At 55.8% G+C, this 21,828-nt stretch carries 23 protein-coding genes; 16 read left to right on the top strand and 7 right to left on the bottom strand.

Features of this window, described 5'->3' with window-relative positions; genetic code table 11:
* The 14 genes from ABLN94_RS22530 to ABLN94_RS22595 all read left to right on the top strand — a co-directional run.
* Window positions 1-1,856: hypothetical protein (locus ABLN94_RS22530; RefSeq protein ID WP_352996651.1), on the top strand; the 1,856-nt coding region annotated here is incomplete at its 5' end.
* The gene (locus ABLN94_RS22535; RefSeq protein WP_170417970.1) at window positions 1,853-1,990 is read left to right on the top strand and encodes a hypothetical protein; all 138 of its coding nucleotides are present in this window, start codon (window positions 1,853-1,855) and stop codon (window positions 1,988-1,990) included. The genes ABLN94_RS22530 and ABLN94_RS22535, both read left to right, overlap by 4 nt.
* Window positions 1,990-2,736, top strand: a complete 747-nt coding sequence (locus ABLN94_RS22540; protein ID WP_352996652.1) for a type IV secretion system protein — start codon at window positions 1,990-1,992, stop codon at window positions 2,734-2,736. Before ABLN94_RS22535 ends, ABLN94_RS22540 begins: the two co-directional genes overlap by 1 nt.
* The gene (locus tag ABLN94_RS22545; RefSeq protein WP_170642041.1) at window positions 2,733-3,233 is read left to right on the top strand and encodes a hypothetical protein; all 501 of its coding nucleotides are present in this window, start codon (window positions 2,733-2,735) and stop codon (window positions 3,231-3,233) included. The genes ABLN94_RS22540 and ABLN94_RS22545 overlap by 4 nt, the downstream gene beginning before the upstream one ends.
* Complete coding sequence (locus ABLN94_RS22550) at window positions 3,230-4,285, top strand: type IV secretion system protein (protein WP_170474353.1); 1,056 nt, start codon at window positions 3,230-3,232, stop codon at window positions 4,283-4,285. The genes ABLN94_RS22545 and ABLN94_RS22550 overlap by 4 nt, the downstream gene beginning before the upstream one ends.
* Before the next feature lie 17 nt (window positions 4,286-4,302).
* Window positions 4,303-4,947 carry a virB8 family protein gene (locus ABLN94_RS22555; protein WP_352996654.1) on the top strand — a complete coding sequence of 215 codons (645 nt, stop codon included), beginning with the start codon at window positions 4,303-4,305 and terminating at the stop codon, window positions 4,945-4,947.
* Window positions 4,947-5,762 carry a TrbG/VirB9 family P-type conjugative transfer protein gene (locus tag ABLN94_RS22560; RefSeq protein WP_352996655.1) on the top strand — a complete coding sequence of 272 codons (816 nt, stop codon included), beginning with the start codon at window positions 4,947-4,949 and terminating at the stop codon, window positions 5,760-5,762. The genes ABLN94_RS22555 and ABLN94_RS22560 overlap by 1 nt, the downstream gene beginning before the upstream one ends.
* Window positions 5,762-6,442, top strand: coding sequence for a hypothetical protein (locus tag ABLN94_RS22565; protein ID WP_352996657.1), 681 nt, complete (start codon window positions 5,762-5,764; stop codon window positions 6,440-6,442). The genes ABLN94_RS22560 and ABLN94_RS22565 overlap by 1 nt, the downstream gene beginning before the upstream one ends.
* An 11-nt stretch (window positions 6,443-6,453) precedes the next feature.
* Window positions 6,454-7,287, top strand: a complete 834-nt coding sequence (locus tag ABLN94_RS22570; protein ID WP_352996659.1) for a TrbI/VirB10 family protein — start codon at window positions 6,454-6,456, stop codon at window positions 7,285-7,287.
* A gap of 205 nt (window positions 7,288-7,492) precedes the next feature.
* On the top strand, window positions 7,493-8,506 hold the full coding sequence (locus ABLN94_RS22575; protein ID WP_352996660.1) for an ATPase, T2SS/T4P/T4SS family: 1,014 nt from the start codon (window positions 7,493-7,495) through the stop codon (window positions 8,504-8,506).
* A gap of 12 nt (window positions 8,507-8,518) precedes the next feature.
* Window positions 8,519-8,677 (top strand): hypothetical protein, encoded by a 159-nt coding sequence (locus ABLN94_RS22580; protein ID WP_352996661.1) that lies wholly within the window; start codon window positions 8,519-8,521, stop codon window positions 8,675-8,677.
* Entirely contained in the window at window positions 8,670-10,562 is a 1,893-nt protein-coding gene (locus tag ABLN94_RS22585; RefSeq protein WP_352996663.1) for a type IV secretory system conjugative DNA transfer family protein, read from the top strand. Before ABLN94_RS22580 ends, ABLN94_RS22585 begins: the two co-directional genes overlap by 8 nt.
* A gap of 80 nt (window positions 10,563-10,642) precedes the next feature.
* A complete protein-coding gene (locus ABLN94_RS22590) occupies window positions 10,643-10,840 on the top strand; it encodes a YqaE/Pmp3 family membrane protein (protein ID WP_271951236.1) in 198 nt (65 codons plus the stop codon).
* The gene (locus ABLN94_RS22595; protein ID WP_352996664.1) at window positions 10,840-11,364 is read left to right on the top strand and encodes a hypothetical protein; all 525 of its coding nucleotides are present in this window, start codon (window positions 10,840-10,842) and stop codon (window positions 11,362-11,364) included. The genes ABLN94_RS22590 and ABLN94_RS22595 overlap by 1 nt, the downstream gene beginning before the upstream one ends.
* Window positions 11,365-11,935: 571 nt before the next feature.
* Here the strand turns inward: ABLN94_RS22595 and ABLN94_RS22600 are convergent.
* The 4 genes from ABLN94_RS22600 to ABLN94_RS22615 all read right to left on the bottom strand — a co-directional run bounded on the left by ABLN94_RS22600 (window position 11,936) and on the right by ABLN94_RS22615 (window position 15,996).
* Entirely contained in the window at window positions 11,936-12,973 is a 1,038-nt protein-coding gene (locus ABLN94_RS22600) for a hypothetical protein (RefSeq protein ID WP_352996666.1), read from the bottom strand.
* A gap of 87 nt (window positions 12,974-13,060) precedes the next feature.
* A complete protein-coding gene (locus tag ABLN94_RS22605) occupies window positions 13,061-14,896 on the bottom strand; it encodes a relaxase/mobilization nuclease domain-containing protein (protein ID WP_352996668.1) in 1,836 nt (611 codons plus the stop codon).
* A complete protein-coding gene (locus ABLN94_RS22610) occupies window positions 14,893-15,318 on the bottom strand; it encodes a hypothetical protein (protein WP_352996670.1) in 426 nt (141 codons plus the stop codon). Before ABLN94_RS22610 ends, ABLN94_RS22605 begins: the two co-directional genes overlap by 4 nt.
* A gap of 477 nt (window positions 15,319-15,795) precedes the next feature.
* Window positions 15,796-15,996 carry a hypothetical protein gene (locus ABLN94_RS22615; protein WP_352996672.1) on the bottom strand — a complete coding sequence of 67 codons (201 nt, stop codon included), beginning with the start codon at window positions 15,994-15,996 and terminating at the stop codon, window positions 15,796-15,798.
* Between the two features lie 205 nt (window positions 15,997-16,201).
* Here ABLN94_RS22615 and ABLN94_RS22620 point away from each other — a divergent pair, with 205 nt between their 5' ends.
* Together ABLN94_RS22620 and ABLN94_RS22625 are read left to right on the top strand one after the other, a co-directional pair.
* Entirely contained in the window at window positions 16,202-17,239 is a 1,038-nt protein-coding gene (locus ABLN94_RS22620) for an IS110 family transposase (protein WP_352996674.1), read from the top strand.
* 728 nt (window positions 17,240-17,967) lie between these two features.
* On the top strand, window positions 17,968-18,123 hold the full coding sequence (locus ABLN94_RS22625) for a hypothetical protein (protein WP_352996676.1): 156 nt from the start codon (window positions 17,968-17,970) through the stop codon (window positions 18,121-18,123).
* A 131-nt stretch (window positions 18,124-18,254) separates the two neighbouring features.
* Here the strand turns inward: ABLN94_RS22625 and ABLN94_RS22630 are convergent, their stop codons facing one another.
* From ABLN94_RS22630 to ABLN94_RS22640, 3 genes are all read right to left on the bottom strand, one after another.
* A complete protein-coding gene (locus tag ABLN94_RS22630; protein ID WP_352996677.1) occupies window positions 18,255-18,791 on the bottom strand; it encodes a hypothetical protein in 537 nt (178 codons plus the stop codon).
* A 177-nt stretch (window positions 18,792-18,968) separates the two neighbouring features.
* Complete coding sequence (locus ABLN94_RS22635; RefSeq protein WP_352996679.1) at window positions 18,969-20,834, bottom strand: ParB/RepB/Spo0J family partition protein; 1,866 nt, start codon at window positions 20,832-20,834, stop codon at window positions 18,969-18,971.
* Between the two features lie 253 nt (window positions 20,835-21,087).
* Window positions 21,088-21,492, bottom strand: a complete 405-nt coding sequence (locus ABLN94_RS22640; RefSeq protein WP_352996681.1) for a DUF3768 domain-containing protein — start codon at window positions 21,490-21,492, stop codon at window positions 21,088-21,090.
* Between the last annotated feature and the right edge of the window lie 336 nt (window positions 21,493-21,828).

Below are 21,828 nucleotides of genomic sequence, written 5' to 3' on the forward strand. Positions count from 1 at the left end.
TGTTCACAACACTGGCGGGCACGCTGGGCGAGGCCCGGGTGCGCCGGCTGAAGCTCAGCGAGGGGCGTTGGCTCGGCTATTATGGAATGCTGTTGAACGGTCGGTATCAGCCGATCATTCACACGAACATTGCAGAACCCATTGCCTTCAACATGCCGCAAGAGGATGTGCTGTTTCAGGGCAAGACCGGCAAACTGGTCACAGGCGACGATCAGGAACGCTCCATCCGTGTGTATTCCCTGAAGAATTACCCGATGGCTTCGTTCCCCGGCATTTTCGACGGGCTGGACCTGCCGGTTGATGTTGTGATTTCGCAATCCTTCCTGCCGATCAGCCGCGCCCAGGCGCAGGAAATGGAACGCCGCAAGTCGGGACAAATGCGCTCGGCAGGCGACAAAGCGAAGTCGCTTGAAGAGGATTTGTCCATTCTGGCGGACGGCATTGCCTCCGGCACCATGTCACTCGGCAAGCACCATCTGTCGATCTGCGTGTTCGGGACAGAAGAAGATCTGAAAACCGCCGAAAAGCACATCGTCGGTGAAATCCAGATTTCGGGCGGCACGGTCAAACGCGAAGCAATGTCGGCGCGGTCGGTGTACTTCGCGCAGCACCCCGGCAACTTCGCATTCCGTCCTCGTGAAGAACTGATCACGGACCAGAACTTTGCGGACATGGTTGCGTTCCACATGCGGCCAAAGGGTTTGGATGCGGAAAAGCTGCCCTGGCCGGGGCCATTGGCGACTTTCCCGACAACGCACGGGGACAGCTACGATGTTTCGCTGCACCTTCCCAAGACCAGCAAAGACGCTGAAAACCTGCCCTCCGGCCATACGATCGTTCTTGGACCGAACGGCTCGGGTAAAACTGTGATCGCGATGTTGCTGGCGACTATGGCGGTGGCACAGGGCGCGCGGATCATCGCTTTTGACAAAGACCGGGCGATGGAAGCTCCGATGCGGGCGCTCGGGGCGCAGTACACCCGCGTCCGAGTTGGCGAACCAACAGGCATGAACCCGTTTCAGACCGAGACGGATGAGGCTGGGCAAAGCTGGCTCGCCTATTGGGTCATTGCCCTGTTGAGCTATGACGAACCACTGACCACCGATCAGAAGGATGAAATCACAAGGGCTTGCCAAGCGAATGCCACTTTGCCGCCTGCGCTTCAGAACTTCGATTCACTGGTGGAACGGTTCAGAGCCTTTGACGATGACAAGAACCTGTACAAGCGTGCAAGTGAATGGGCTGGCGAAGGCCGCTTGTCCTGGATGTTTGGCGAGGGTGGCTCAGATCCGTTTGCTGCTGGCGACCGTCATCTTGTTTTCGACATTTCCGAGGTTCTGGATGACGAATTGGTGCGGTTGGCATGGATCAGCTACGTCATGCGCCAGATCGAGCGCCGGTGTGCCTCTAAGGTGCCCACTGTCTTTGTCATTGATGAAGCATGGGTGATTGCTGGCAATCCCTACGGCGCGGAAATCCTCAAGAACGCTTACACCACATATCGGAAGCTGAACGTCATGATGATGATGATGACGCAGATCCCCGATCACCTCCTGTCATCGGCGGCCAGTAAGTCGATCCTTGAAAACACGAGCACGCAGCTCTTGTTCCCATCCCGATCCGGCAATGAAGCCGACTACCGGGCCATCGGTTTGAACGATGCAGAGCTTGGCGCGCTGAGGGCGCACTTTGGCGACCGCGTAATGCTCATGAAGAAAGGTGATGAGAGTGTTTGGCTCGATGTCGATGTCGGCGCTCTCGGCCCGCTTCTCCGTGTTCTGAGCGGATCAGACAGAAAATCGTTCCCTGATCCTGACTGGCGAAAAAACCCCAACTTCTGGAAGGAAATCACATGAAAACCCGCCTTGTAATCGCCCTAGTCGTTCTGGCCGCTGTCTCGGCCTGCACCAGCACCTACTCGGGCTATCGCAGCAAATGCGCCTGCGACTTTGAGCGCATGACCCCCCCTGAAAACCTGGAGCTTGTCTGATGAATATTTCAAAGAAATTCCGCACAACCATTGCTGTTACAGTTCTGGCCGCCCTGCCCGTCATGGCGTCGGCCCAGGGTGTTCCGGTGGTGGACTCTGCATCCATTACGCAGGACGCCGCCAATTCGGCCAAAGAAATCGCTGAAATGGTCCGCCAGTACGAGCAACTACTGAAACAGTACGAGAAACTGGAACAGCAACGGGCACTGCTCGAAAACTCGTTCAAGACTATCACTGGCCTGACGGATCTGGATGAGTTCAACAGCCGCAGCTTTTTGAAACTGGCGACTGCTGCTGACACGCTCGGCTACGCATTGGATGCAGCGGAGGGCGGTATCTCCGGCCTGCCCGATGTCGCTGCGCAGGCAATGGAACGTCGATCCATCAACCTCGGCCTGAACGATGGCATCTTGTCCGAGTTCAGCGGATCGGATGTACAAGCTCGCCGCATCCTGTCTGAGCGTGGTGGTGCGGGCCTGATGGCGTCAGCGTTGGGTGAGAATGGCTATGACATGGCCGGTCAGCTCTCCGAAGATGCTGAAAAACTGCGCGGTGAAATCGGTCAGCAAGAAGATCTGAAGGATGCAATCGACTATAACACGGCGGTTCTCCTGAAACTCCTGCAAGTTGAAATTGAAATCTTGCGCGCAACCTCGGCTAATGCCCTGGCGTCGGGCACGGATCTGGCTGCAAACGCAGCGGACCTAAAGACGCTTAGCAATTACGCAAGAGGAGAAACCCAATGAAAAGCCGCACCACTTTCGCCCTGATCACACTGACGGCGACGCTTTTAGCGTCGTCGGCCAGTGCGGAGGCCAGACTGCCGTTTCCCCCCAATGTTGATTGGACATTTGGGGAATATCGGACCTGTCTTGGTTATTCGGGCGTGCGAGCGTTCAAAAAACCCCTGAAGGAATACGGGGTTGAACAGCTCGCCAACGCTGGTCAGGGCGCGGATCAACAGTATGTCGTTGGCAACTGGACCGATGCCATTCTGAATGAGCAAGTGATAGCTGCTCATGAATTTGCCATTGAGCAATGCCGACTGCGCAAAGCCGATGAAGCATTCAGCACTGAATGCCCGCTCGGCAATCTTAGCCGCGAAGCTGCAATCGAGTTGGTGGGCGCAGACCAGGGCGATTTCTGGTCGAAGCCATCCAGCGAACTCAAATCGCTCAAAGAAACGCAGCAAGAACGCTTGGAAGCGCTGCGCCCTGTAATTGAGGAGGCTTGTGGGCCGTGATTCAGGATTTCGTCAGCTCGATTGAATCAGCAATCAGCAACTTTTCTCAGCAAGCATACACCAGCCTTGCGGCGGATCTCGCATCCGCCCTCTGGGCTATTGCTGCGCTGATCTTTGTAGCGATGCTGATCAACGGCGTACTTCAGATCAGAGAAATTGGGTTTGGTGGTTATGTAGGCTGGATCATTCGGGCGACGATAATCATCGGAATGGCGTCGAGCTGGTCCTTTTTCCAACCAATCTATCAAGGCGTTCAAACCTTGCCGGACAGTATTGCCGGGGCACTCACTGGAACCACTAATGTATGGCAAGCGTTGGATGAGATTGCGCTTCAGTGTTTCTTGATGGGCCAGCAGGCCATTGAAAACGCGACTTGGGGCCTGAGCATCACCGGGGCTATTCTCTGGGTTGTTGGGGCAGTCATCGTTGCCTTTGGCACTGGCATGGCACTCATCGCAAAAGGCGGTCTGGCGGTGTTGCTGGGTCTAGCGCCAGTTTTCATCGCAACGCTACTCAGCTCGGCAACAGCCAATATCTTCGCAGCCTGGGCGAAAACGACCGTTGGCCTGATCATGGTCATCGTCGTTCTGACAGGCATCGTTTCTCTTATTCAGGCGCTTTTCGCTTCGGAGCTTGGTTCCTTGTCTGATGTTAATGACATGGAAGCGAGCGGGCGTTTTCTAGCAATCTGCATCGTGGCTATCGTCATGCTCACGCAAATCCCGTCACTGGCTGGCGGCATGTCTGGCGCGATAGTTTCGGCATCCTCCGGTCTTGCTGTGGCAACCGGCGCGGTTGCAGCCGCAAGAAGTGCATTGGGCACTGCCAGCGATGGCGCGCGCGGTGCTGTTGCCGGTGGGAAAACTGCCGCTGCTATGGCTTCCGCAGCACGTGACGGGACTGGCGTTCGTGACAGCGCGTCTCGCGCAATGCAAGCGCGTCGGGACATAGCGCACAGAGCCCGCAATCAGGATGGGGCAGCTCGTCAGAGCTACGCCGCTGACCGTTACCGGCAGAGCATTCGACAAGCTCGCGCCAATAAATCTTCATAAATCGAGGTACAGAGCAAATGTCACACGTGACAGATCACGAAAAAGAACTCTTTCTGGGCGCACGCCGCGATGCCTTCAAATGGCAGGTATTCGGCATGGTCGGTATGGCAATGGGCGTGGCCTCTATTATTGGCTGGGCGATGCTCCTTCCCTTGAAGGAAATCCGGGCGGTGCCATTCTCCATTGATCCGGACACAAAGCTCCCGGTGCTGCTGACTGAAAAGGTCGAAGAACTGGAACCATCTGAAGCGATGGCCTTCCGTGAAGTCGCAAACTATGTGCGCGACCGGGAAACCTATGATGTCCAGGACAACAACGAGCGCCTGAAATCGGTACTGCGTCGTTCTGATGAGCTGGCCGAAACGTCTTACCGCGAACTGTGGGATGGGTCGAACGACAGCCATCCGGACGAAATCTATACGCCCAAGACAAAGGTGCAGACCGAAATTCTGGGCGTCTCGCCGGTCAACGATGAGACGGTGCAGGTCGAGATCCGCAAGTCCCTGATCGTTCCAAACCAAGCAACGGCCTCAGCCCGCTACGTGGTCACAGTGACCTATGGGTTTGAGGAAAAAATCGTGACGTCGATGGACGAACTTTTGGAAAATCCATTCGGCTTCGTCGTCACCAACTACCGCGTAGACGCAATGGGAGACATCTGATGCAGCGTTCTTTCAAAACACTCACCGCCACCGCCGCAGCAGTTTTGGCATTCTCTACGCCTCTGCTCGCTGAAATCACACCGACGCCAGACGGAAAAAACGCGGATCACCGCATCACGCATTTCCATTACGTCGAGAACCAGGTGTACCGCATCCCTGTGGGTGAACGCCTGATTACCTATGTTCACTTTCCGCAGGGCGAAACCGTCCGCAGCATTGGTGCGGGTGACACTGAAAGTTTTCAGATCACTCGCCTGCAGGAAGGACGCGTTATTGCGTTCAAGCCGGAAATCCTGAACTCGGATTCGAACCTGACAGTGTTGACCAATCGCGGGACATACAACTTCTATCTGGTTCCGGCCGAGAGCGCCGCCGAACGTAAACGAGTACCGTTTCGGGTCACGTTCTATAACAAGAACAACAGCGGCGGGACCACAACACGCCGTGGCACGGTGGCACGCAGCGAGCCGAAACCAACAGGCCGGTTCGTCAACCAAAACTACTCGCGCTCGGGCAAAGCGGACTTTGCGCCCACCGCCGTTTGGGATGATGGCGTACACACCTATATGCAGATCCCACAGGATGCGGAGCTACCGGGTATCTTCCGTGTCCTGCCTGATGGACGTGAGCTGATGGTGAACACCACAGTCAAAGAGCGCGGCATTATCCAGGTGCAGGGCCTTTCAGATCTTTGGACACTGCGCATCGAGGACACTTCGATCTGTGTTCGAAACGATGGCGACGAGTTTCAGCAGGCAAGCGTGAGTGGTCGGCCCGTCACTTCACAGACAGTTAAACCGGGGGGCAGCAAATAATGAACCGCGATCAAACAATTGCGGCACGGGCGGCGGCTGAACAGCCGTCTCAACGTGTCCGGAAGAAGTTCGACCCTAAGAAGCTGATGACCGTTGCAGTCGCAGGAGCGGTGTTCCTGGGCTTTGTGTGGTTTGTCATGGGCGACGAAAGCAAAAGCGGGAACACGGGTGTCCGCGTTGACGCTTTGCAACAAGGTGGTGGCGAGCGATACGGGCTTTTGACCGCACGGGGGCCAGAGGTCGATGAACCCGAACCCGAAGCTCTGCCAGAGACAATTGCGGTAGCAACACCGGCAGCAGTGCCACAGGTCGATTCCGAAGGGCTGAAACAAGCCTTGAAAACTATCGAGCAACAGAACGGTCGGATTTCTGAACTGCAAGACGAGCTGACGGACGCCAAAGTTTCGCTGTCAGAAAAAGACGGTGAAATCGCAACGCTGAACCTGACCAATGAACGCCTTCAGGTCAGATATGACGAGCGCGAGAAAAAGTTTCAGACTGAGCTTGCCCAGGCGGTTGCTGATGCAGAGGCCCGGGCGCTCGCCAGTATGAGCCACTTGCAGACTACGGGTCTGACTGATGATGAGCGGCGCAGGCTTGAAGAACTCAAGCGAATGCGCGAGCGCCAAAACCAGTCAGACGGCATCGTGTTCGATGAAAACCCATACGGCAGAAACTAATGGAGCTGACGATGAACAGAACAGCAATCACCCTCGCCCTGGTCACGTTGGCGTCAAGCGCGATGGCACAGGAAGCACCCGGTCAAAACTACCAGCCGATCAATGGAGGATCGCAGCCGGTCATTTTCCAACCCTTCCCTGCTGCGCCGCAGCCGGTTCAAGTCCAGCCAGACGACACCCGCCTGCCTGAAGAACAGCGCGGCTATCAGGAAAACCAAAACACGACATGGCAAAACAATCTGGTCGAAGAATATCCCCCCATCGTGGTGGCCTCGATCATTGACGATCCGTCGCGCACCTTAACGCAAGGCACGGTTTTGTCGGCTGTGTTCGGTGGCGCGGTCAGCTCGGAATTGCCCGGTAGCGTGGTGGCGACGATCACACGTGGCGTCTACTCGATGGACGGCACTCGTTTGCTTCTGCCGCGCGGATCGAAGCTCTATGGCGAGTATCGAGCGGATACGACATTGGCGCAAACGCGCATCATGATTGTTTGGAGCCGTGTCATCACGCCTGACGGCCTGTCAGCTCAGATCGGATCGGCTGGCACGGACGGTCAAGGCCGGACTGGTGCAACCGGCAGAGTGAACACACACTTTGGGAAGCGTTTCGGCACGGCTGCATTGTTGTCGATCATCGGTATTGCCCCTGTGGCGCTGGTGTCTGACAGCGACAGCAACAACTCGGTCAGAACGGATCTGGCAACTCAAGTGGGGTCTAACCTGCAGAACGCCACGGCAGCGGCGCTTGATGAATATCTGCGCATCACTCCGACAATCTTTGTCGATCAGGGCAGTCGTATCAACGCGATCCTGCAGCGCGACGTTGTGTTCGATAGCTTCTGAGCGCGAGACAATGAGCCGACCGCCTCAGCGGTCTTTCCGGCCGCTGCCAGCATGATCGAGTGCGGTAGCGGCCTTTTTTGACGCAAATTCAGCACTTTTTGGAATCAATGAATCTTGTGTAGGTGCGTTCGCGTTCGAGGCAAAGCCGAGAGGCAGCGAAGGCAACCTCCACTGTTCCAAAAAGTGCTCTAACAAGGACAAGAACATGAGCGGGCGGAACGGGAATAGCCTTCTGGAATACTATACAGGCAAGATCGAGCATCTGTTGCACGATCAAAGCCTGAGCGAAATTTCTGTGAATCCTGACGGATCGGTCTGGGTCGAAGAAATGGGCACAACGCACATGACCAGGACAGACATCACTCTGAACAGAGACGATGTAGAAAACATCGGGCGCTGCGTGGCCGGTTTCAGCGATGTGACATTCGGAGAAAAGAAGCCGATTGCGACGGCCAACGTGCCTACACAGCAGGGTAAAGCGAGGGTGCAGGTTGTGATTCCGCCAGCAACAACCGGCGTGGGGTCTGTGGCGATCCGCCTGCTCCGCGTGAAAACCGTCGATCTGGGCGCGTTCAGTTTCGCCAGCAAAGAGGCGGCGTTGGCAGAAAACAACGATCACAGCGCGCTTGAAAACGCGCGGGCTGCTCTCGCTGCCGGAACAATGAACTTTGACGAGCTGGCCGACCTTGCGATGCTTAGCAAATGGAACGTGATCATTGCCGGGGGCACCTCGTCTGGCAAAACCACTGTTCTCAATGCAATGCTGAAGCGCGTCGATCCGGGCGAACGGATCGTGACGATTGAAGAAGTGGCCGAGTTGGACATCGAGCAACCCAATTCTGTCGATCTGCTTGCTGACCGTTCAGAAGAAGATGGCCCTCGATCACCAACAAAGCTGCTGGAATCGGCGCTTCGCCTCCGGCCTGACCGCCTCGTCTGCGGTGAAATCCGGGGCGACGACGCGAATATGTTCCTGGAACTGGTGAACACTGGCCACGATGGATCTGTTTGCACCATGCACGCCAACTCGCCCGTAGATGCCATTGGACGGATGAGCAAAATGGTGCGGCGCGGATCTCCGACCGTCCAAAAGTCAGAGGTGGTCGATGACATCCGGGCCACCATTCACATGATCGTTCACATGAAGAAAATCGGGGACGAACGGAAGGTCAACGGCGTGATTTTCCCGCCCCTGATGACCGCTGACCAACTTATCTGAAGGAGTCAAAAGATGAAGAAATTTGAGTATCGAGACGTGCCCTTTTCGGAACGCGACGACGCCAGCGAGAAATTCGCAAAGCTGGGCAAAGAAGGTTGGGAAATGGTTGGTGTCGCACGTGCAGATTTTGGCATCGTGTGCTTCTTCAAACGCGAGCTGAGCGATGGCTGAGTTTCAGTATCTACCAAAAGGCAAGAAGGTAGCGATAGCCGGTACAATGGGCTTTATCGCTACTTCGGCTTGCGCGGTGTTGGTGGTCGGTCTGGCTCTCGAATACATCAACACCAGAGGCTTTCGCGGGCTGGACATCTGGGCGATCCCAGAGAAGTTCATGGCACAGCCTGCAGAGACGCAGCAGATCATGGGTCTGGTGGCGGTGGTCGCGGTGGGTGTTTTGACCTTTGCATTCGTGGCGGCTGCGCTGCGTGGTCCCTCAACGAAATACGGTGATGCAACCTTTGCCAAAGCCCCTCAACTCGTCCAGGAGGGATACGCTTCGGTGCTGAGGCTCAAGGACCAATTGGATAGTGAAATCGTGTTTGCCAAATTTGGTCAGCCAAAAGACAAAAACGCGATCTACTATAAACCCGGCCCCGGTGTTCAGAAGCCACACGCGATGTTCATTGCCCCTTCTGGGTCAGGTAAAACCAGCGGCTTCGTGATCCCGAACGTCCTGCGCTTCAATGGCTCTTGCGTCGTCCTGGACATCAAGGGCGAGATTTTCCAGACAACCGGTGCTCGGCGCGCAGAAATGGGCGATGAGGTTTTTGTGTTCGATCCCGAAAACCCCGACAAAAGCCACAGCTACAACCCTCTGCGCCGTGCTGCTCGTGCCGACAATCTGGACCGGCGATGGGAAGAAGTGATTCAGGTTGCAACCCAGATGTTCGACACGCCCAGTTCGTCCGCACAGGGCTTTATGGGGGGTGTCGAAGGCATGTTCTGTGCAATGGCGATGTTGGCTATAAGAAGAAAGCGGCCATACATTTCCGAAGTCCTGCGCCTGGTCAAAACGACCAAGCAAAAGGACTATGAGAAAATGGCTGAAGAAGTTGGATATGCGCGAGCTGCAGATGAGTTTCTGAATCTTGCAGCCGAAGAATCCAAAATCTTGCGGTCAACGATTTCGGTTATGAACAACTCCGGCCTTCAGCTCTGGCGTAACCCGTCTGTGGCAAGAGCCACGCAAGGCAATGACATCAACTTTGAGGATCTGCGTCGGCGCCCCACCTCGATCTACTTTTCTGTGCCAGGGAAGAAGGTCAAAGAGTTCCGGACGCTCATTCGCCTGTTCTTCCTCGATCTGGTGAACACCATCGAAACCGTTGAGCCGGGCGAAGATGAGCCGTTCAAGGTATTGATGCTGCTCGATGAATTTCAGCGCCTCGGCCATCTTGAGCGCGTCGTTGAAGCGTATGACACCATGCGATCGTTCGGTGGTCGGATCATCGTGATTTCGCAAACGCTGTCGCGCCTGCAGGACATCTATGGGCATGAAGGCGTGCGGGCAATGTTGGCAAACGCCGGGACGCAGATGTTTGCGGCCTCTGAGGATTCAGAGGTCCGCGAGCACGTGTCCAGGTCCATCGGTGATAAAACAGTCATGAGCAAATCGAAGTCTCGGGCACTCGGCAAAATGGAAATGGGCAGCATATCGGAACGCGAGGAAGGCATTCGCCTGCTCCGGCCGGAACACGTTGGTCGTCTGCCTGAAAATGAGGTTGTGCTGATCCGCGAAGGCAAGATGCCGGTGATTGCGAACAAGATTCGATATTTCGAAGATCCGTATTTCGTGCAGTTCTTGGGTGGTGAAAGCCCGAAGATCAAGGGGACACACCTCGATCTGGCTGCAGAGCAAGCCAGGGACACGGCAAAGGCGCTGGCTGAATCGAAACCGGCCCCTGCCCCGGTGAAAGAGGTTTCGGAAAAAGATCAGGAACTTCAGGCGGCATTTGATGCACAGCGCACGGTCGCAAAGCGGAAAAGCCGGTCAGCGAAAGATCTGGCGATGGAGAAAATGAGAGCTAAACGGCCTGAAAGTAGCGCCTCCGCTTGACGGGGGTGCTGTTTAAGTAAATCTGCGTTTAACCATGCTTGTGAGAACATAGCGGTCTAACTATCAGAAGGTTTTTTCAGATGAGATTGATACTCGCGATTTTGCTGCCGTTTGTGGTGTTTTTCACGATCAGACGCCCATTTCAGGGCTTTTTCTGCCTGCTCCTGCAATTGACGCTCATTGGTTGGATTCCGGCCGCTATTTGGGCCGTGTACTCGCTGAGTCAGTACAACACTGACAAAAAGATCAAGGCGGCGGCGAATAGGTTGGGTGAATAATGTTGGACAATACCGTCGAGCCAGAATGGTTCGGACCAATCAAACAGCGTTCAATGCACCTGATTGTCCATGACACCAGTTTTGAGGCAGCACTTGGGATACTGAAGCAAAGGCAAATTCACGGGGTAAGGGGCAATCACACAAGCCATGAAGGCTTTCCCCACTTCCTTTATGATGGTTGGCCGCAAATGAACCATCTGCCAACACGCCCGCAGATCCGTTTGAGTTTTGAGGTGACGCGACCAGCACGGCTCCGAGGTCAGGGTGTTAGCCTGCCTGAACCTAACTACCTTGAGGTGTACCAAAACCCGCTGGGTGATCCTTGGCAATGCAGCCTTCATCCGGAAGGGCCTGAACTGGTGTTTGTCGGCTCAAGCCCAGATTGGCGGGTGCTGCAAGCTCGTATCCCGCCCTGGACCACCAGAGGCGGATGGTCGGAAGCCAGTAGAGAATTGAGGCGACTGGTAAGCCAACTTCGGCAATCCGAGAATGAAAATCGAAAGATCAGACCGGCGTTGGTTTGAGGCAAAAAAAGGGCCACCCGAAGGTGGCCTTTTTGAATCGAGGCTCGATGCCTTCAGTTCTTGCCAGAAGCTCGGCGCATTCGCCGGATACACCGATTCATGATAGTGGTGCGTTCGGCCCTTAGTCTCTTCAGAGCTTCTTCTTTTCGCTTAATCCGCCCGTGCAACTTTGCAAGACGGACTATTTCCCTCTGTTCTGCAAACCTGAGCCATGCAGCCCGAAGCCCGAAAACACTATCAGGTTGCGGTTTAATGACCTTTTCAGGAGGCGGGTTGTTGTGCCCCATCATCGCCGCAAGATGTACAGTTGAATGCGCTGCACAATCGCTTTGGTTTGCTGCCAACATCATTAGCCTCCTGCACCAGATGTATCAGCCGATGGACGGGCGACCCGGACCACACATTGTTCCAGGGCTGCAATCTCACTGTTCCCGGCAACACATTTCACTACCGCAAGCCGCCACTCAGTTGTGAGGCGCTTTTCTGTGTGCGTTTTGGTTGCGTACCAAGTCCTTGCGACGGCGGCGAGCAAGATCAGAGTGCGAACGATCATCTATCATGTCCTCCGTGGTTAAAGGCTGTGTCCATCATCTTCATGGACGTGGGTGGCCTGTTCGCGGGTATGGGCAATCTCTTGCACCACGGCGGCAATCTTGCTGGATGAAACTTGGTGCAACTCACCAACAACGGCCTCCGCGCGCTCGTAGCTGTCCGGAACGCCTTGGCTGTAAAAATGGGCGGCAGCGGTGGAAATGTCCGCGTCTCGCCAAGTCGCAGTGGTGCCGACTGAAACGCTGTCATGATCGTTGTAGCGGGCCAGGAACTTGTTTCCATCGAGTCCGAAGCTGTTGGCGGTTGCAACAATGTCGTCACGCACCGCCAGCCATTTTTCGGTCTCGGACGGGTCCAGGTTGTCCAACTCGGCCGCATTCATGGATGTGGTGTAACTGTCGTCAGCAACAGTGTACGCCTGCAGGTCGGTATCGTATGGGCGTAGCTCGGCAACATCGCCCTTCAGCTCTCCGATCTGCACGTCCATTGCGGCACGCAGATGCGGATCTTCGACCTCTCGTGCAAGAGCCTCCATGTTCTCGATGGAGTTCACGATGTCCTTGGTCTGCTGTTCGTAGTTCTTGAAACCGGCCTGACTCAGAGCGGATTGCATATACTGAACATAGCGATCACCGGGCGACTGGTAGTCGTCGGAATCCTGAAAACCTTTGTCGCCGGACAGATCCGCAAGAGACGAATAGTAGGGATGATACAGGTCGTATTCCTGAGCATCGTTCATGTGCTGAGAAACCAAAGCCTGTATATCGTGCAGATCAACCGGCTCCCCCGACCGCTCCGCAGCCTCCAATTCGATTTTCAGTTCTTCGACCAGATTTTGTTGCGCCGTGTGTTCGTCAACACGGCGGTAGGCCTGGTCCTCAATGTCGAAGCTCTTTGAAGCGATGGCGGCACGATCAAAGCCCATCGCATGCTGTTCTTTCTTAATGATGTCGATCTGCTCTGAAACGCGATCCTCGCGCGGGGCGGATTGATCAAATTGGGAATAGGGTGCGAAGTGTTCGACTTCGTTCAAAAGATAATCTGTACGAGAAACCATAGTTTTTCCTTTGCGAGTTGATGGAAAACTCTGTGATGGATCTGCCTACGGCGTTGGCGCGCTCATCAGGCAGACCGGGTGAACTCCTTATAGGCTGTGACCGTCATCGTCGCCCCGCCCCTGCAAGAGCGGGTGCGTTGCGTGGGCGTGAACGTCTGAAAGTTCTTCTGAGATTGCGATGATCTTGGAAGAAGCAAGCTGGTGCAGCTCGTCAACAACGGCCTCTGCGCGGTCGTGGCTGTCCGACAATCCTTGAGCCTGGAAGTGGGCTGCGGCGGTCGAAATATCGTCGCTGCGCCATCCCATTGTAGTGCCCAAAGTGACGTTGTGATGGTCGCCAAAACGGGCAACGAACGCCTCGCCATCGAGGCCGTAGCTGCTGGCCGTTTCGGTGACTTCCTTGCGGATCGCCGCCCACTGTTCGGCCTCTGGATAGTCGAGGGCATCCATTTCAGCGGTGCCCATTCCCATCTTCGTGGAATAGCGCCGGTCTTCGATGATGAAGGCTTGAAGGTCCGGATCGTTGGTGCGCAGATCCGCAACGTCGCCCTTCAGCTCGCCAATCTGAATGTCCATAGCGACACGCAGATTTGGGTCGTCAACCTCACGGGCCAGCCCTTCCATCTTGTCGATGGATTGCAGCAATTCTTTCGTCTGAGTCTGGAAGTCCTCATAGGCCCCCTCGCCCAAGGTGTCCTGCATGTAGACCTCGTAGCGGCGTGCTGCCGGGGCATAATCTGCGGACGCCTGGAACTCCTTGTCATCGACAATATCAGCAAGGGTAGACAGATACGGATGGCTCTGTTCGTTGCCCCGAACGTCGCTGATATGGGCAACAACCTGAGCCTTCAGCTCGGGCGCGATTGTTTCTTCAGAACCGCCTAATTCGATGTGTCGCCGCAAGTTGCTCATGACTTCCGGGGACACATACGACGGGTCTCCCGGCTCACCGTAATCATCAAAATGATGGGCTTGGTCTAGTAGATGTTCCATTCTCGATACCATAGGTTCCTCACTTTCAACGAGTTGGATGGCAAACTCTTCGATCCGGTCTTTGATGGCGTTGGCGCGCTCATCAAACAGATCCGACATTCTTGCGATGGATAGGGTCATCACATCGGCGGCCATGTCGCGGGCCGTAACTTCGACTTCCGGAGTGCTTTCAACAACCGACATTCCGGCCTGAACTTTCCACGTGTCCGTCTCAACTTCCTGCCGCAATCCGCGCTCAAGGCGGGTCGTTGCGGTCAGCTCAATTCCGTATTCCTCAGCAATCTCGACCTGGATAGAGCGCTGGACGTCGATGTTCATTTCGCTGCTCATACCCATAGCCAACCACTGCCCATGTTCGACGCCTCGGTTGTTCACAACGATGTGGACATGGGGGTTGTTAGTGTCGTTATGGAACACTGTCAGGTAGTCCCAGGTATCCCCAAAATCACCGCTGCCAAATAGTCGATCTGCGAACTCCAAACCGGCCTCATGAGCGGCGTCCGGATAGGTGCCTTCGGGAAAAGAAACGATCATGTGACGGGTGTAACCGTAGTTGGTTTTCCCGTTGAAATCCTCCGCCCAGGTCTCGATCAAATCGCTGACCTGATCCGCATCGAGCGGGGTCACGCCATTGTCTCGGATGTCCAACACGCCCTCTGCGCGGACGGTCAGATAGTTGATCTGGCGGCGCAGCTCATGCGCGTTTTTCACCCCACCTTTGCGGACGTGTTTCACAACTGCCTCAGGCTTGCCAACCACGGCACCAAGCCGCGCCTTGATGGATGAGGCCCGCGAGATCATGAACTTAATGCGCCTGGCAGTCTGCGACTGCTGAGTGATCTGCTTAGAACGATCAACGCCCTTCTGAGCCTCGCGGAAGGCAAGCTCTAGGAAGTCTCCTGCTGTCAGATCGTGGGCAGCGGCGTTCATTCTTCAGGTGTCCAATCGTCGTCGCGCAAAATCCGGCGAATGGCGGATTCTGGTTCTCGGTTTCGGCGGGCTGCTGTGATCATTGCTTTCAAGTCTTGCCGGTGTTGGATGATCGCGCGATGTAGATTTTCGACGTCGCGCCGGTCGTCATCCTTCCAGATGACCGAGCCACGCTTGGCTGATTTCGCAAGCTGGTTGAGGTTGGTGTATCCACCCTGAACCTGCCGCAAGTGCTTCTGCCAGAGATCCACAACAGCGGGGTCAGGATCGAGATAACCGATCAGGCGATAGATCAGTCGTTGGATGATCTGGTTGCGGCTTTTGGCTCCCAGCACGGTCACAGCCGCCTCAAGACGCTCCAGCGCATCCACTGGCAAACGTACGGAAAAGACGGTGGTGTCAGAAGTTTTGCTCTCGGTCAAATCGCAATCAATCTTTAGTTGTATTTGTGATTTGTAACACAACTACCTTATCCTGTCATACTCTCCAAGAGGAAACCGGGGGTGATTTTAGAAATCCGTCATTTCTCAAATCGCCGCCGGAACAGTTTTGCTCTTGGAGGCAATCTCCACGCCGGGAAAAGGGTCCCGCCCCTTTTCCAACCAACAGGCGTGGGTGCCGGTGGACTGGCGCAGGGCAATCACGCGAAGCGGGGGCTGCCCGAACAGCGCCCGTCAGATACCGGCACGTTCAAGTTCAGTATGGCATTTTCCGCGCGCCTCAGCGCGCTCATTATCCCGCCGCCTGCGCGGCGGGTGTGGCAGGGGTTAGAGCTGCCGCGTTGCGGTGGGCCACCTCCCCTGCCCGGCCGTTGGGCCGCGCGCCACGTGTGGCGCATATGTGGTCCGGGTTTTGGCCGGAGCAGAAGAAAGGGCGGCTTGCGCCGCCCTGCCCTCTCGTCATTCGGTGACGGGCTCGTCATCGGTGCGCTTCGGGAAGGCCACCATCTCGACACCGGGGAACATGCTGTGCTTGACCTGAATCGAGGTGATGTTGCCGGTCTCATCGGTATTAGCGAAGAGAACCCCACAGCGGTCCCAGAAAGTCTTGCCTTCTTTTTCACCGGTCTTGACGTTCAGTTTCAGAGTTTGAGTTGCCATTGTTTGATCCTCGCTATGACGTGTTTCGATGAACATGGGAAAAGCGGGCATCAAGATACGGTAATGGGGCTTTACACTTCTCGTTACCGTTGGCGATTGCTTTGACTGCTGATGAGAAATGTCGGTTCACTTGATACGCGTTAGCGTGAATACCGGCTCGTGTAACGATGTGCGCCTCAATCCCTAAGAATGGAAGGTCATCGGCATGAACGTGTTTATCGGATTGGACGTATCTTTGGAGAGCACCGCAGTCTGCGTGGTGTCGGAGCATGGGAAAATCTCGCAGGCGACAGCGGCTGCAAGTGAACCCGAAGCGTTGGTCAAGGCGTTGGAGGAAATCGAAGGTAGCGTTCTGTGTGTTGGAATGGAGGCTGGACCTCTATCACAGTGGCTCCATAAACATCTGACGGATGCTGGCTTTGACACAGTTCTGATGGAAACGCGGCACGTCAAGAGCGTGTTGAAAGCCATGCCGATCAAGACAGATCGACGCGACGCAGAAGGGATCGCGCGCTTACTTCAGACAGGATGGTACCGACCTGTGCATTGTAAGTCAGCTTCCGCGCAGGAAACGCGTGCTCTGCTGACCGCCAGGAGATCTTTGCAAAGAGGCATTCTAAATCTTGAACTGTCAATCCGAGGCGTTTTGCGCAATTTCGGCCTAAAAGTCGGCAAGGTTTCTAAAGGAAAATATGAAGCCCGCATTCGAGAGCTGGCTAACGGGAGCCCAATGCTGGAATTGGCGATGGTGGTGACATTGAATGCCCGGACAACAATGAAAGAGCAATTTGCTGAACTAGACAGGCAATTGCTTGCCCTTGCCAAGCGTGACCCTGTTTCTCAACTGATGATAACCATGCCCGGTGTTGGTGCAATTGTCGCCCTGACGGTCAAATCTGCCATTGATGATCCGGGCCGCTTCAAATCTTCCAAAGATGTTGGTCCCTGGGCCGGCCTCACGCCAAAGCGAAACCAATCTGGCGAAACGGACATCGTTGGTCGCATCACAAAGGCTGGCGACACATCGCTGAGAGCGGCGCTCTATCAAGCAGCGACGGTGATGCTCAATAACGCGAAATACAATTGGCTGACAGCTTGGGCCCTGCGTGTTGCGAGCCGGCGGGGTAAGAAACGAGCGACTGTAGCCTTGGCACGGCGTATCTGTGTTGTCCTGCATAACATGTGGCTGCACAGAACCAAATTCGAGTTCACGCGATGTGGTGCAATGTCAGCACATGAATAAGCCCAAGCAACCAAATCATCCATAAAAGGAGAACTGGCGACTGACGAAACAGTCTCCATCGGAGGTCCCTCGCTGGGACGTGGGCTCATGATGCCGTGACATCCCCCGTGCCACCAACACCAAGCACGACATTAAGATGGGCACTTGAATCCTGCTAGGACTACGTATCAAGTAGCGATCCAGTTTTGGAATTGACTACGGACAGAAGCATTTACCCAGCGATGGAAATTCTCTGAACAAGACTCGAACTCAGGAGTTAGGCCAAATTCGACTTCTCACCCGGCCAATAAAAGGCTACCCAAAATTGGAAATGGCACGGCATCCGCCTAAGGCCATGTTTTTGTGCGACTCTTTCTGCTTGAAATTGAACGCCCCATTACAGAAGGGGATGTCAGCAGGGAATTTGGTCCGCGCGGAATGCGCCGCAGGCGCAGGGGAAATTCCCTGTTGAAGCGCAGCGCCCGTGCCGGGCGCCGCGCGTCTTCCCCGACTGCCCGGTTATGTTCATCACTACAGAAACACGGCAGCCGAGGATCTTCTCCGGCAACGAGATTGAAACTGTCAGACCAGATGAAGGGCAAGGCATTCTGGGATCGTTGCGCGCGGAACATCTGAACGGCACGATGTGGTTTATGGCGGCAACATCACCTCGATCCGACACTGGCGCAGCAGTGCACAGTTCCAGTGCGAGTGGCCTTTCCGGATCGGTATGACCCTCGAGTCAAAGAATGAAGGATCATTGGCGGCGCAAGTCGCCCTTTCCAGTTGGCGGAGGCCAAAGACTGGACCGTCCGGCCCTGGACCGCGCTCGCGCGGATCAGGTGATCAGCCGGACTCAATTTGGCGGGGTGGATTTGGCCGAGATAACGCGACAACCCACGTGACCTATCTCACGCGCGGATGTCGGCGTGACCAGCACATGGGCGGAGGCCGTACGATACCGCTCCAAGAAAGAGGCCCACCGAAGCGGGCCACAAGTTGAACCGAAGGAAAATCTGGAGGTATTGAGTGCAGGCTAACGCTTGCGCGCGCGATCGACAACACCGTCGGCGGTGATCGTGGCAATGCGATCCTCGGTGCGCCGGGTCATTTCCACGCCGTCACCTGTCATATGAGCCTCGGCAAACTCGGTGAACTTGAAGATGCTGCCATCCGCTTCGACATGGGTTTCATCTTCCGCCGAGCGGCGTTTGACCGACCCGTCATGTCGGATTTCAATAATCGTATTGTCGGCCATTCGCACCGTCACGGAATGCTCATCCACGGCAACACCCTGCCACCACATATCCGCATCGCGCCGTACAACAATTCGGTTCGGATGCAGCTTGATCTGCACGTCATGGAAAGCCTCCGGGTCAGCGGCCCTCACAACAACAATCGCCTCTTGTGCGCTGGGGTCGCTATGGATCGATGCGCTCCCGTTCTTTGGCGGCCAGAGCTTTGGCTGCGCGCGCGGTTTGCCTGTCTGATCCGTATGAAACCCGACAAACATCTGCGCGGATTTCCAGACGCGGCGAGCGGCTTTTTCGAGCTTGTTTGATGAGGTGTCCATGGGTCTATCCAAATCCGTTCTGATCAAGTGATCGCTTTAGAAAATGAGCCGGGTGGCCGACCTCTGATAGCTATGCGCGACGGGACGTTCGCGCAATGCCACTTTGAGTTTTTATCATTGAGACTGACACAGCCAGAGATTGAGAGGCAGGGCGCAATGCGCCCTGCCCTGTTGGGTTCAAAAGCAGTCCGGCACCCAGGCGTCGATCCGGGCTTTCTGTGCCTCGGTCACACCCAGTGCCGCTTGATGCACGTTGTCGTTGAACAACTTGTGCATCGCTTCGTTCTTCACGCCTTTCTTGGATTTCGCGAAGGCTTTGAACATGTCGGTGTCAACATGCAGGTCCAGCAGGTCTTTGTAGAGATCGTTCAGCTGCCAGCCTTTCAGCCGTTTGAAGCAGTTCTCAGCGGACGGTGTCCAGATCGTGCGCATGTCAGCACCAACCTCTGCTTCGATCTCTGCCATGAACTCCGGGCGTTGGGTCAGGAACCGCCGGGCCAGAAATGTTGTGATCTCACCGTTGCGGGTCTTCTTGCCCAGATCGCGAAACGCTTTGAACGCCTCCACGCTGCCTTGAGCGGCCATCTCTTGGAATTGGTCATAGGCTGCATCTGCCGCTTCATCCCGCTCCCCGCCAAGACGTGGGTCGAGGATGAACTGGTCGTCGATTTCCGGCGTGTTTCGCTCAGCGCCGCCATAGCCAAACCCAAATAGGTTGCTGGTCAGACCGGATGCCGGGGTGGCATAGAAGGCAAACAGGCTCAGCACATAATCCGGCTTGTCCAGCAAAGCCGTTTGAACCGCTGCCAGCCGGATCGCCACCATGTCGTCGATAAACTTCTGCGAATAGGCCGGTTTTGGTGCCTCTACAGCCTCTGGCTCTTTAACCGGGGCCAGAACTCCGGCCTCAATGGCGGCCTGTAAATGTTCCGCCGCGACGTAGGCCGAGGATGTTTTGATCTCGCCGGTGTTGCCAACATAGACAAACACACCAGACAGCTTGCGCTGATCGTCGGAATAGAACGGCGCGGCATAATCTTCGAGCGCTGCAAACTCCTTCTCGCCATCCGCGTCCAGAGCCTCAGCCTCATAAAGCTCGGCCAGTTCGTCAAACCGTTCGGCCTGTTCTTCGGTGAAGTCCCGGCTCACCATGTCCAGACGGTGCATGCCTTCTATGCCTGCGAACCCATAGGGGATGTAGCTTTCATCATGGGTCTCCACCCACTCCCAGCCTTCCGCTTCGCGCAGCTTTGCTGCTTCTGCTGTCAGTTTCTCGGCAAACAGACGATCCAGTAGCGCGCCATCATTGAACAGGGTTTCATCTGCAAAGAGATCAGCGGTGACGGTGCCGCCTGCTTCAACATAAGCCTTCTGCCCCACAAACACCGCCTTGCGGTTGGTGCTGCTGACAGCTTCCGACGTCAGGGCTTGTTTGACATCATGCTCACTGAACCACCGGCACTCCTTGGCCTGTTCCAGCACCTCCAGAATTTTCTCTTCCTCAGTGCTCACGGTCATGGCTTTCGCCAGACCCATGCTGATCTCACCCGCTTTGAGCGCGTCCAGAACGGCGGCGGGCAGACCAGCTAGCGCGAGACGGCGGCGCACATGCGCCTCGGTCACACCAAACGCATTGCTGATCTTGGCTACAGACAGAGATTTCCCCGCCATCTTGCCATAGGCGCGAACCTCGTCCACCGGGTCCAGTTCCTCGCGGGCGGTATTTTCCGCATTGGCCCATTGTTCGGCCACAAACGGGTTGTCGGTGACCTTCACGGGAACCTGTGCCAGATCGGCGCGCTCGGTCACGGCGATGTTCAGAGCTCGCAAACGGCGGCCACCGGCAACGATGGCAACATTGCCATCCGCATCGCGCAGGCCACTTAGGTTTTGGATCAGGCCACACATGACCAGACTATTAGCCAGCAGGGCGATGCCGTCCTCGGCAGCCTCCTGTCGTGGGTTCAGATCGGACAGGTAGAGATCAGACAGGGCGATGGTTTCGATGGCTTCCGGTGCGGTGAATGTTTCGACTTTGCTCATGGGGCAAATCCTTGTTTGAGTGTTTCGCTTCGTGTTAAGGGTGCCCTACCCCTTCCGGGGTAGAGCGGGGCCGCTTAGGCGGCTGCGTGTTGTTTCAAGAAGCGGAGCGCGATGTTTGCAGACAGGCCTCCCTTCTTGAGCAATTCCACAGCTTCACGTGTTCGCTGTTCGATGATCTTTGCAGGCATGATGTCACCTCCTTTCCTGCGCGGGTTGCGCATGCAGTCCCTGCCCCGTTGGGACAGGGCTGGTCTCAGTATTCGCTGGGGCACATTATGGTCAGGACGCGACGCGTCACTACGGGATCAAACGGGCGGTCGGACCCGTACGTGTAATCCGCGTCATATAGGTCGATTTTCCAGAACAGCTTTTGGTCGCTGATTGTCACCGTTCCGAATGTGTGATCGCCATAAGGGTCATTGCCCTCGTCAAACTGATCATCCGACGCCACTGCAGCCAAAGCCGCAGTCTGAAATTCCACTCCTTCGCCCGACACGCCGGGCGTGACGAAAACCTGGCCCTGAATGCCTTTGGAGTACATCTCAATGGCTGCAGTCGGATCGATCAGGGCTTTCCGAAACAGATCGTTCTGGTCCGCGATTTCTGCTGCCTGAAGGCTCGTGTCATTTTCTATGTCATTCGTTGCTTCGGTATTCAAAACCGTCTCTCCTTTTGTGGTGCGACCTCCAGGGTTGATCCCCTTTTGGTGCTGGTTTTAAGCCGAGCCCTGAAAGGGCGTCGTCTCTAAAACCTGCCCCGTGGCGAACGCGGAGAGGGGCGAGACAGGACAAATCGACAAGAGTGGTGCGGCCCGCAGCACAACGCGCGAGGACACGGTCTTGTCTATTTGTCTTGTCCGAGGGGGGAGGCCGAGCCTTCCCCCTGACGTCAGGGGGCGTTTGGCTTGTCCAAATCCCGCCTGACCAACAAAAGAAGCCAAAGGATCTTTGATCCTGCGGGAGCGCAAAAGGGATCGTCACCCGGAGGGCAGATC

It is taken from the genome of Ruegeria sp. SCP11, assembly GCF_040329455.1.
Taxonomy (GTDB): domain Bacteria; phylum Pseudomonadota; class Alphaproteobacteria; order Rhodobacterales; family Rhodobacteraceae; genus Ruegeria; species Ruegeria atlantica_E.